Below are 10,013 nucleotides of genomic sequence, written 5' to 3' on the forward strand. Positions count from 1 at the left end.
GAGCGCCGAACGTGAAATCCGTATCGGCCGCGCCTCCGTACGGCGGTGCCGACCGGTGCCTCCCGCCCTTCTTCCGGCGTAGCGGAGCGATCACCGGTACGACTATTGGGCTCCCGCGTGATGGCGGCGCGTCCCGGGACCGGTCCGGTCCTAGGCTTCGTCGCACCCCAGCGATCATGAGCGAAACGCGGGAGCCCCATGCCCGACAGCCAGCCGCAGGAACCGGCGCAGCCCGATCGCGACGCATCCCCGCCCCCGGGCCCCCCGGTCCCTCTCATCGGCCCCTCCGGCGCCGCTCCGGAGGAGACCCCGGAGGCGCCGGGGCGGACCTCGCTCGTTCTGTGCGGTGCCCGGCTCGCCGACGGCCGCACCGTGGACGTACGGATCGGCGGCGGGCGGATCGAGGCGGTCGGGACCGCGGGCAGCCTCTCCTCCCCCGCCCCTCCGTGCGCCACCCGGATCGACCTCACCGGCTATCTGCTGCTGCCCGCCCCCGCCGAGCCCCACGCCCACTACGACACCGCGCTGACGGCGGACGGTGACGCCCCCGGTGCCATCGGCGCCTCCCCGTACGGCCCCCGGGACCCGTACGCCCCCGGGCGGGTCCAGCGGCGCGCCGCCGAGGCCGCACTGCTCCAGCTCGGCCACGGCGCGACCGCGGTGCGCACCCATGTGCGCGTCGGCGACGTCGCCGGGCTGCGTGCCCTGCGGGCCGTACTGCGGGCCCGGCACGCCCTGCGCGGGCTGACCGATCTCACCGCCGTCGCCGTGCCCCGGCTGCTGACCGGCGCGGCGGGGGCCGACGGCCTGGCGATGCTGCGCGAGGCGGTGGACATGGGGGCCGCGGCGGTGGGCGGCTGTCCGGACCTCGACCCCGACCCGGCCGGCTACACGGAGGCCGTGCTGGAGGTGGCGGCCGAACACGGCTGCGCGGTGGACCTGCACACCGACGGCTCCGACCCGGTCCGGCTCTCCCGCCTGGCCTCGGTGGCCGGCGGGCTGCGGCCCGGGGTGGCCGTCGGTCCGTGCGACGGGCTGGCCCGGCTGCCGGGGGAGACCGCGGCCCGCGCCGCCGAGTCCCTCGCGGCGGCCGGGATCACGGTGGTCTGCCTGCCCCAGGGCGGCTGCGGCCTGCCGCCGCGGACGGCCGACGGCCCCCACACCGCGCCGGTGCGGCTGCTGCGGACGGCGGGGGTACGGGTCGTCGCCGGCAGCGGCGCTTTGCGCGACACGGCCAACCCGGTGGGCCGCGGCGACCCGCTGGAGGCCGCCTACCTGCTGGCCTCGCACGGCCAGGCCGCCCCGGAGGAGGCCTACGAGGCGGTGAGCGCGCGGGCGCGGGAGGCCATGGGGCTGCCGCGGGTACGGATCGAGGCCGGCTTCCCGGCCGAGCTGCTGGCCGTACGCGGCCGCACACTCGCCGGAACGCTCTCGCTGGCCTACAGCCGCCTGGTCGTCCACCGCGGCCGGGTGGTGGCCCGCACCAGCGCGGTACGCGAGTACTGCGACGCCACGGACCCGGGCGGCCACGCGGAGGCGGCGGCCACGGCGGCCCCGGAACCGGGCGGCCCCGCCACCGGACTCCCACGCCAGTCGCAGCGCTGACGGCGACGTGCCCGGCGGCGTGCCCGGCGGCGTGCCCGGCGGCGTGCACGACGGAGTACGGGCCCGGCGGCGTACGGTCGGAGTATGCGCACAGTCATCGCTGGAGGACACGGTCAGATCGCACTGCGGCTGGAGCGGCTGCTCGCCGCGCGCGGTGAGGAGGTCGTCGGGCTCATCCGTCGGCCCGAGCACGCGGACGACCTGCGCTCGGCGGGGGCCGAGCCGGTCGTCTGCGACCTGGAGTCGTCGTCCGCGGAGGAGGTCGCCCGGCACCTGAGGGACGCCGACGCCGCGGTCTTCGCGGCGGGCGCGGGCCCGGGCAGCGGCACGGCCCGCAAGGAGACGGTGGACCGCGCGGCCGCGGTCCTCTTCGCGGACGCCGCCGAACTGGCCGGAGTACGCCGCTTCCTGGTCATCTCCGCCATGGGGGCGGACGACACACCCCCCACCGACATGGAGCCCGTCTTCGCCGCCTACCTGCGTGCCAAGGGAGCGGCGGACGACGACATCCGCCGGCGCGTCAACCTGGACTGGACGATCCTGCGCCCCGGCCGTCTCACCAACCACCCCGGCACCGGGCAGGTGCGGCTGGAGCCCCGCACGGGGCGCGGCGAGATCCCGCGCGACGACGTGGCCGCCGTCCTCCTCGCCCTCCTGGACGACCCGCGCGCGGCGCGGGTGACACTGGAGCTGGTCTCCGGGGAGGTCCCGGTCGACCTGGCGGTCGCGGAACTGGGCTCGGAGGCGACGGAGGTGCCGGACTAGGCTCCGCACGGGTACGGAACGGACGCGGGGCGGGGTGGGGCGGCGGTGGAGCAACGGCGCGCGTGGCCGCGGTCGGTACGGGTGAGGGCAGCGCTGCTGACCTTGTTGTTCGCGGTCCCCATGTGGGCCCTCGGAGTGTCCTCCCTCTCCACGGCGAGCGCCCGGCTGGGCCTGGTCGGTGAGCCCGGTGAGTTCGAGGCGGACTTCTGCCGCGTGAGGAAGGAAGGCCGCAGCGCCCCGCTGCTCCGCTGCTCCACTGCACCGGCACCCTCGCCTCGCACGACGGCCGGATCGTCGGCCGGATCGTCGGCCGGGGGGGGGAGATCCTCTGGGCGGACGGGTACGCCGGCGCCCGTGCGCGGGTGCGGATCGACCCGCTCAACGGCGGCTCTGTGAGGGTGGACGAGGACGCCGTGGAGGATCTCGCGACGGCGGTCATGTTCGTACTGTGGCCGTTCCTGGTGTACCCGTCGGCGGTGTGGCGGATGCGGCGGCGCGGACTGGACCCCGAGTGGGGGGAGCGGTGGCCGGACGGAGGGCCCGTCGCCCCGCTCGGGGACCGCGGGCCGTGAGGAGGCCGCCCCCACGTCGGACGGAACGGCGAACGGCCCCCGACCAGTGGACTGGTCGGGGGCCGTCTCCCTCGTGTGGCGGCGCCAGGATTCGAACCTGGGAAGGCTGAGCCGGCAGATTTACAGTCTGCTCCCTTTGGCCGCTCGGGCACACCGCCTGGGATCGCTGCCCGGGGGTGTTCGCTCCCTGGCAACGCGCACAACCATACCCGATGGTGGGGGGTGGTCCGCCACCTGGTTGTCCAGCGGTGGATCACCGCGGCGGATGACTAGGCTGACGGCGCGGACCGGTCCGGACAGAGCCGGACCGCACCCTGACGGATCTACGCACGAGGAGCCAATCCACGATGGCCGACTCCAGTTTCGACATCGTCTCGAAGGTCGAGCGGCAGGAGGTCGACAACGCCCTCAACCAGGCCGCCAAGGAGATCTCCCAGCGCTTCGACTTCAAGGGCGTGGGAGCCTCCATCGCCTGGTCGGGCGAGAAGATCGAGATGCGGGCCAACTCCGAGGAGCGGGTCCTGGCCATCCTCGACATCTTCCAGACCAAGCTGGTCAAGCGGGGCATCTCCCTGAAGTCCCTGGACGCCGGGGAGCCCCAGGTGTCCGGCAAGGAGTACAAGCTCTTCGCGTCGATCCAGGAGGGCATCTCCCAGGACAACGCCAAGAAGGTCGCGAAGATCATCCGCGACGAGGGCCCCAAGGGCGTCAAGGCCCAGGTGCAGGGCGACGAGCTGCGCGTCAGCCACAAGAGCCGGGACGCCCTGCAGGAGGTCATCGCCCTGCTCAAGGGCAAGGACTTCGACTTCGCGATCCAGTTCACCAACTACCGCTGAGCACCGGGCCGGTGGTGGACGACGGCCGCCGGGCAGGAGCGAGGCAACGACGGGCACCCGCCGGGCGGCGGGTGCCCGTCGGCCTCTGAGGGGTGGCCGGGGGCAGGGGCGCCCGGGAGGTTGACGGACCGTGCGGCGGGCACCCGGGCACGGAACCTTCCACGCGTACGGGCCCAGGAGGACATATGAGAAAGAAGACCGTGCGGGCCGCTCTGCCGGCCGCGTTGCTGTGCGGCGCGTTTCTGCTCTCGGGCTGCGGGGACGGCGGCACCGGGGAGGAGATCTCCGGGACCCTCGCCCGCAACAGCGCGGCCGAGGCCGGTGAACTCGCCTTCGACCAGGCCGGGCACGAGATCGACGGTGACCTCACATGCGTCGACGAGGGCACCGGGAAGGACCTGAGGGTCACCTGCGAGGGCACCACCATGGACGGCGGGGAGGCCAGGATGACGGCCGACGCCGGCAGCGACCCCCGGATCGAGACGGAGGGCGGCGTCACGCTCGAGGGCTTCACGGTCGTCGGCACGGTGGACGGCGAGCAGGTCTTCCGGCAGGACTGCATCGGCGTCGGCTGCTGACCCCGGTGCGGCGGGCCGTTCCCGGCGGCCCGTTGAAAACGGGGAGGCGGGGCAGACGGCAGTAGCGAGCAGTGATGTTCCACGCCGAACCGCCAGGGGGGATCAGCAGCGATGGCCATATCCGCGCGCCGGAGGCGCGCACCGGACGGCAGGCCCGTCTTCGACCTGCGTGTGACGGCCCTGGCCTTCGTGCTGGCCGCCGTCGTCCTGCTGGGCGTGTGGTTCGCCGGGCGGGTGGTGCTGGAGGCCGCCGGGCGGCATCCGGTCGCGGCGGTGGCCGTCTGCCTGATCGCCGTACCGGCCGCCGTGGCCGGTCTGCGCGGCGGGCGCCGCTTCCGGGCGTCCAGGGCCGCGCGGCGGGCCGCCGCGGTCCTGACCGAGGCGGCCGAGACCGCGCTGGACTCCCTGGAGGAGGAGGTTCCGGGTGGCGGGCGGGAGAGCGGTGAGCGCACGGAGCGCCCCGGGCCGGCGGAGGGCCCGCAGGCCCTCCGGTACGCGGAACCGGACGGGGCCGACGGAGCCCGCCCCGACGGCCCCGACCGTCCTGTCCGACCGGACTACGAGGCCATGGAGGCCGAGGAGTTCGAGCAGGCGGTCGCGGCCCTGTGCGAGCGGGACGGCTGCCGCGACGTGGAGGTCGTCGGCGGCGCGGGCGACCTCGGCGCCGACGTCGTCGCCACCGCCCCGGACGGGCGGCGCGTGGTCGTCCAGTGCAAGCGCTACAGCGACACCAACAAGGTCGGCTCACAGGACGTGCAGCGCTTCGGCGGCACCTGCTACACCGTCCACGAGGCCCAGGTGGCGGCCGTGGTCACCACCGGCGACTTCACCGCGCCCGCCGCAGAGTACGCGCGGCAGTGCGGGATCCTGTGCTTCGACCGGCACGCGCTGGCCGCCTGGAGCGACGGCACCGGACCGGCCCCCTGGGAGAGCGCGGGCGAGCCGCCGCCCGGGGCCGAACCGCACGAAGGACGGTACGGAGGGCGGGACGAAGGCCCTTACGGGGACGCGTACGAGGGCGCGTACGACGGTCTGTACGACGAGGGGGCCGCCCGGGCCTGAGCCCTCCGGGACCTTCGACGCCCTGGGGGACGGCCTAGCGGGGAGCCGGGTTCCAGCGGTACGACGGGTACGCGGCGTCGCTGCGGACGATCTCGCGGCCCAGCGGCATCAGGGAGACCGGAATCATCTTGAAGTGGGCGATGCCGAACGGGATGCCGATGACCGTCAGGAAGAAGCCGATACCCGCGGCTATGTGCCCCAGGGTGAGCCATATCCCGGCGAAGACCAGCCAGACGACGTTGCCCGCGGCGGAGGCCGCGCCCGCGCCGGGCCGCTGGACGACGGTGTACCCGAAGGGCCACAGGGCGTAGACGGCGATCCGGAAGCAGGCGATGCCCCACGGGATCGTGACGATCAGCAGGAAGCAGATCAGGCCGGCGACCGCGTACCCCAGGGCCAGCCAGAGGCCGGAGAAGACCAGCCACAGGATGTTGAGGACCGTCCTCACAGCCGCCTCCCCGCCATGCGCTCCAGCCGGGCGATGCGCTCGGCCATCGGGGGGTGGGTGGAGAACATCCTGGTCAGGCCGTCTCCGGGGCGGAAGGGGTTGGCGATCATCATGTGGCTCGCGGTCTCCAGACGGGGCTCGGGTGGCAGGGGCAGCTGCTTGGTGCCGGCCTCCAGCTTGGCCAGGGCCGAGGCCAGGGCCAGCGGATCGCCGGTGAGCTGGGAGCCGGAGGCGTCCGCCTCGTACTCCCTGGAGCGGCTGACCGCGAGCCGGATCAGGGACGCGGCGAGCGGGCCGAGCAGCATGATCAGCAGCACTCCGACCAGGCCGGGGCCCTCCTCGTCCTCCGAGCGGCCGATCGGGATCAGCCAGGCGAAGTTGACCAGGAACATCACCACCGAGGCCAGTGCTCCGGCGACGGAGGCGATGAGGATGTCGCGGTTGTAGACGTGGCTCAGCTCGTGCCCGAGGACGGCGCGCAGTTCGCGCTCGTCCAGGATGCGCAGAATGCCGTCGGTGCAGCAGACGGCGGCGTTGCGCGGATTGCGGCCGGTGGCGAAGGCGTTGGGCGCCTGGGTGGGTGAGATGTACAGGCGAGGCATGGGCCGGCGGGCGGCCGTGGACAGCTCGCGGACCGTCCGGTACAGGCCCGGGGCCTCGAACTCGCTGACCGGGCGGGCTCTCATGGCGCGCAGGGCGAGCTTGTCGCTGTTCCAGTAGGCGTAGGCGTTGGTGCCGAGTGCCAGGACGACCGCGACGACCAGGCCGGTGCGGCCGAAGAAACCGCCGATGACGATGATGAGTGCGGACAGTCCCCCGAGTAGCAGGGCGGTCTTCAGCCCGTTGTGCCGGCGGTGCACGGTGCGCCCTCCAGGTGGTGCGGCAGGGGGGATCCCCCGTGTGGCCCTTCGTTGCGGCGTGCCTCCGTCCGAAGGCGGCTTGGTGGACCCTTCCTGTGAGGTCAACGCCGTGTGAAGGCGCCGGGTTCCCGGGCCGCTCCCGTCTAAAGCAGCACGTCGGCGGCGAAGCGCAGGGCGAGCTGGGGAGCACCCGAAAGGCCGACGGCGAGCAGCCCCGTCAGGGCGATCGCGGCCGTGAGCGGCGCGGCGACGCGTACGCGGGCGCGGGCGGCGGGGGCCTGTGCGGGGGCCCGGAAGATCTGCGCCGTCCACGCCAGGTAGTAGTAGAGGGCGATCACGACGTTCACCGCCATCACCGCCGCGAGCCAGCCCAGTCCCGCGTCCACGGCCGTGGAGAGGACCGCGACCTTGGCGAACAGGCCGATGATCCCCGGCGGCAGCCCGGCCAGGCAGAGCAGGAAGAAGGCGAGGGCGAGGGCGGCCGGGGGGTGGGCGGCGTACAGGCCGCGGTAGTCGGTGATCCGGTTGGCGGCGGCACTCCGGCCGACGTGGGCGGCCACGGCGAAGGCCCCGAGGTTCACGGCGGCGTACATCAGGGCGTACGCGACGGTCGCGCCGACGGCCCGCCCCGGCTCGGCGGCGTACGCCGCCGCGGCGATCGGCACCAGCAGGTAGCCCGCCTGGCCGACGGAGGACCACGCCAGCAGCCGTACCGCGCTGTGCGGGCGCTCCGGGCGCTGCCGCAGGGCGGCCGCGTTGCCCGCGGTCATGGTGAGGGCGGCCAGGACGGCGAGCGCCGGTCCCCAGACGTGGCCGTAGGAGGGGAAGGCCTCGACGGTCACCAGGATCAGCCCGGAGAAGCCGACCGCCTTGCCGATCACCGACAGGTAGGCGGCCACCGGCAGGGGGGCGCCGACGTAGGTCTCCGGCACCCAGGAGTGGAAGGGGACGGCCGCGGTCTTGAACGCGAAGCCGACGAGGGTGAGGGCGACTCCGGTGGCGGCCAGGGCCTCCAGGCCGGGGGCGGTCTCGCGCAGCCTCTCGGCGATCCGGTCCAGGTGCAGGGAGCCGGTCACGGCGTAGACGAAGCTGACGCCCATGAGGCTGACGGCGGTGGCGGTGACCGAGGAGAGGAAGAACTTCAGAGCCGCCTCGGAGGAGCGCCCGTCCGCGCGGCGCAGTCCGACCAGGGCGAAGGAGGGCAGGGAGGCGACCTCCAGTGCCACGATCAGGGTCGCCAGATCCCGGGCGGCGGGCAGCAGCGCCGCTCCCGCGGCGGAGGCCAGCAGCAGGAACCAGTACTCGCCGCGCGGCAGCGCCTCGTCCCGTACGGCCGTCATCGACAGCAGGGCGGCGATCAGGGCGGCGCCCAGCACCAGGAACTGGACGGCCAGGGCGAACGGGTCGGCGACGTAGGAGCACACCGCCGGGTCGGTGGTGAGGCAGAAGGTGGTGCGCTCGCCGCTCCGCAGGGGCAGCAGGCTGAGCGCGGCGAGCGCGAGCACGGCGACGGTGACCGGGCCGAGCAGCGGCTTGCGGCGCTCGGGCAGGAACAGGTCGGCGACCAGTACGGCCAGCGCGCCCAGCGCGGCGAGGGCGGGCGGGGCGATGGCGGTCCAGTCGACGGACTGGACGACCGACCGGACGGGGTCCTGGGCGAGCGCGTTCATCGGCTGACTCCCGGCAGGAGGTTCTGCACGGCCGGATCGGTGAGCCCCAGGAGGAGCGCGGGCCACAGTCCGGCCAGGACGGTGAGGACGACGAGCGGGATCCAGGCGGCGAACTCGTGGCCGCGTACGTCCGGCAGGGTCGCGCCCGGGGCGGGGGCGGTGCCGGGGGCGGACGGCGTCCCCGTGCACACCCGGCGTACGACCACCAGCAGGTAGGCGGCGGTCAGCAGGGTGCCGAGGGCCGCGACGGCCATGAAGACCAGGTACGCGGGCCGGCTGAGCCCGTCGGCCGGGTGGTACGCGCCGAGCAGCGCGAGCATCTCGCCCCAGAAGCCGGCCAGTCCGGGCAGTCCGAGGGAGGCGACTGCGCCGAAGGCGAGCAGCCCGCCGAGCCGGGGGGCGCGCCCGTACAGCGCCGCGCCCCCGCTGTGCACTCCTGCGCCGTCGAGTGCGAGGCGGTCCAGATCGGTGGTGCCGGTGCGGTCCTTGACCGCACCGGCGAGGAAGAACAGCAGGCCGGTGATGAGGCCGTGGGCGATGTTGGCGAACAGCGCGCCGTTGACGCCGGTGCGGGTGAGGGTGGCGACGCCCAGCAGCACGAAGCCCATGTGGCCCACCGAGGAGTAGGCGATGAGGCGCTTGAGGTCGCCTCCCGCGCCGGGCCGGGCGAGCGCCAGGCAGGCCAGCGACCCGTAGACGATGCCGGTGACCGCGAAGGCCGCCAGGTACGGCGCGAGGGTGTGGACGCCGTCGGGGACGACCGGCAGGACGATCCGGACGAAGCCGTAGGTACCCATCTTCAGCAGGACGCCCGCCAGCAGCACCGAGCCGACGGTCGGGGCGGCGGTGTGGGCGTCGGGGAGCCAGCTGTGCAGCGGCCACATCGGCGTCTTGACGGCCAGACCGGTGCCGATGGCCAGGGCGGCCACGAGCTGGGTGGTGTGGGTCAGCCCCCGGCCGCCGTCCTCGGCGAGCGCCGTCATGTCGAACGTCGGGCCGCCCTCGGCGCCCAGTCCGACCAGCAGCAGGCCCAGCAGCATCACCACGGAGCCGAGCAGGGTGTAGAGGACGAACTTCCACGCGGCCCGCTCCCGCCCCGCGCCGCCCCAGCGGGCGATGAGGAAGTACATCGGGATCAGGACCGTCTCGAAGGCCAGGAAGAACAGCATCAGGTCCAGCACGGCGAAGGTCGCAAGGGTGCCGGCCTCCAGCAGGAGCACGAGCGCGACGAACGCCTGCGGGCGCGGCCCCCCGGGGGGCCGGTGGTAGCTGTACAGGGCGCACAGGAAGGTCAGCAGCGCCGTCAGGACGAGCAGGGGCAGTGAGACGCCGTCGGTGCCCAGGTGGACGCGGACGCCGAGCGCCGGGATCCAGGCGATGTCGGTCTCGGCCTGCACCGTGCCGGGCCGGTCGTGGTCGAAGCCGAGCGCGAGCACCGCGGTGGCGGCCAGCACGGCGCCGGTGACGGTGACGCCGTGGCGCAGCACGGCCTGCTCGGGATTCCGGCCCCGCAGCCCGGGCGGGGCCGGCAGCAGGGCGGCGGCCGCGCCGAGCAGGGGCAGGACGACGACGGCCGCCAGGAGCAGCCGCATCGCGGTGTCGTTCAGGGGGATCACT

10 protein-coding genes and 1 tRNA gene are annotated in these 10,013 nt (G+C 74.3%); 6 read left to right on the forward strand and 5 right to left on the reverse strand.

What is annotated here, in order from left to right:
• Positions 1 to 198 precede the first annotated feature (198 nt).
• From IQ279_RS14510 to IQ279_RS14520, 3 genes are all read left to right on the forward strand, one after another.
• The gene (locus IQ279_RS14510) at positions 199 to 1,605 is read left to right on the forward strand and encodes an amidohydrolase family protein (RefSeq protein WP_241028106.1); all 1,407 of its coding nucleotides are present in this window, start codon (positions 199 to 201) and stop codon (positions 1,603 to 1,605) included.
• Between the two features lie 84 nt (positions 1,606 to 1,689).
• On the forward strand, positions 1,690 to 2,370 hold the full coding sequence (locus IQ279_RS14515; protein WP_206348934.1) for an NAD(P)H-binding protein: 681 nt from the start codon (positions 1,690 to 1,692) through the stop codon (positions 2,368 to 2,370).
• Positions 2,371 to 2,732: 362 nt separating this feature from the next.
• Positions 2,733 to 2,942, forward strand: coding sequence for a hypothetical protein (locus IQ279_RS14520; RefSeq protein ID WP_206348935.1), 210 nt, complete (start codon positions 2,733 to 2,735; stop codon positions 2,940 to 2,942).
• 76 nt (positions 2,943 to 3,018) lie between these two features.
• Here the strand turns inward: IQ279_RS14520 and IQ279_RS14525 are convergent.
• Positions 3,019 to 3,100: transfer RNA gene (locus IQ279_RS14525), tRNA-Tyr, on the reverse strand.
• Positions 3,101 to 3,289: 189 nt separating this feature from the next.
• On the opposite strand from IQ279_RS14525, the gene IQ279_RS14530 reads away from it, so the two are divergent.
• The 3 genes from IQ279_RS14530 to IQ279_RS14540 all read left to right on the forward strand — a co-directional run bounded on the left by IQ279_RS14530 (position 3,290) and on the right by IQ279_RS14540 (position 5,418).
• On the forward strand, positions 3,290 to 3,778 hold the full coding sequence (locus tag IQ279_RS14530; RefSeq protein WP_206348936.1) for a YajQ family cyclic di-GMP-binding protein: 489 nt from the start codon (positions 3,290 to 3,292) through the stop codon (positions 3,776 to 3,778).
• Positions 3,779 to 3,963: 185 nt separating this feature from the next.
• Positions 3,964 to 4,356 (forward strand): hypothetical protein, encoded by a 393-nt coding sequence (locus IQ279_RS14535; RefSeq protein ID WP_206348937.1) that lies wholly within the window; start codon positions 3,964 to 3,966, stop codon positions 4,354 to 4,356.
• 111 nt (positions 4,357 to 4,467) lie between these two features.
• Positions 4,468 to 5,418: a restriction endonuclease gene (locus tag IQ279_RS14540; RefSeq protein ID WP_206348938.1), complete on the forward strand. Its 951-nt coding sequence runs from the start codon at positions 4,468 to 4,470 to the stop codon at positions 5,416 to 5,418.
• Positions 5,419 to 5,452: 34 nt separating this feature from the next.
• Here the strand turns inward: IQ279_RS14540 and IQ279_RS14545 are convergent, their stop codons facing one another.
• From IQ279_RS14545 to IQ279_RS14560, 4 genes are all read right to left on the reverse strand, one after another.
• A complete protein-coding gene (locus IQ279_RS14545; protein WP_206348939.1) occupies positions 5,453 to 5,866 on the reverse strand; it encodes a YccF domain-containing protein in 414 nt (137 codons plus the stop codon).
• Positions 5,863 to 6,726, reverse strand: coding sequence for a zinc metalloprotease HtpX (htpX, locus tag IQ279_RS14550; RefSeq protein WP_206348940.1), 864 nt, complete (start codon positions 6,724 to 6,726; stop codon positions 5,863 to 5,865). Before htpX ends, IQ279_RS14545 begins: the two co-directional genes overlap by 4 nt.
• Positions 6,727 to 6,869: 143 nt before the next feature.
• On the reverse strand, positions 6,870 to 8,396 hold the full coding sequence (locus IQ279_RS14555; RefSeq protein WP_206348941.1) for an NADH-quinone oxidoreductase subunit N: 1,527 nt from the start codon (positions 8,394 to 8,396) through the stop codon (positions 6,870 to 6,872).
• Entirely contained in the window at positions 8,393 to 9,988 is a 1,596-nt protein-coding gene (locus IQ279_RS14560) for a complex I subunit 4 family protein (protein ID WP_241028128.1), read from the reverse strand. The genes IQ279_RS14555 and IQ279_RS14560 overlap by 4 nt, the downstream gene beginning before the upstream one ends.
• Positions 9,989 to 10,013 lie beyond the last annotated feature (25 nt).

The sequence above is a fragment of the Streptomyces verrucosisporus genome (assembly GCF_017114865.1).
Lineage (GTDB): Bacteria > Actinomycetota > Actinomycetes > Streptomycetales > Streptomycetaceae > Streptomyces > Streptomyces fenghuangensis.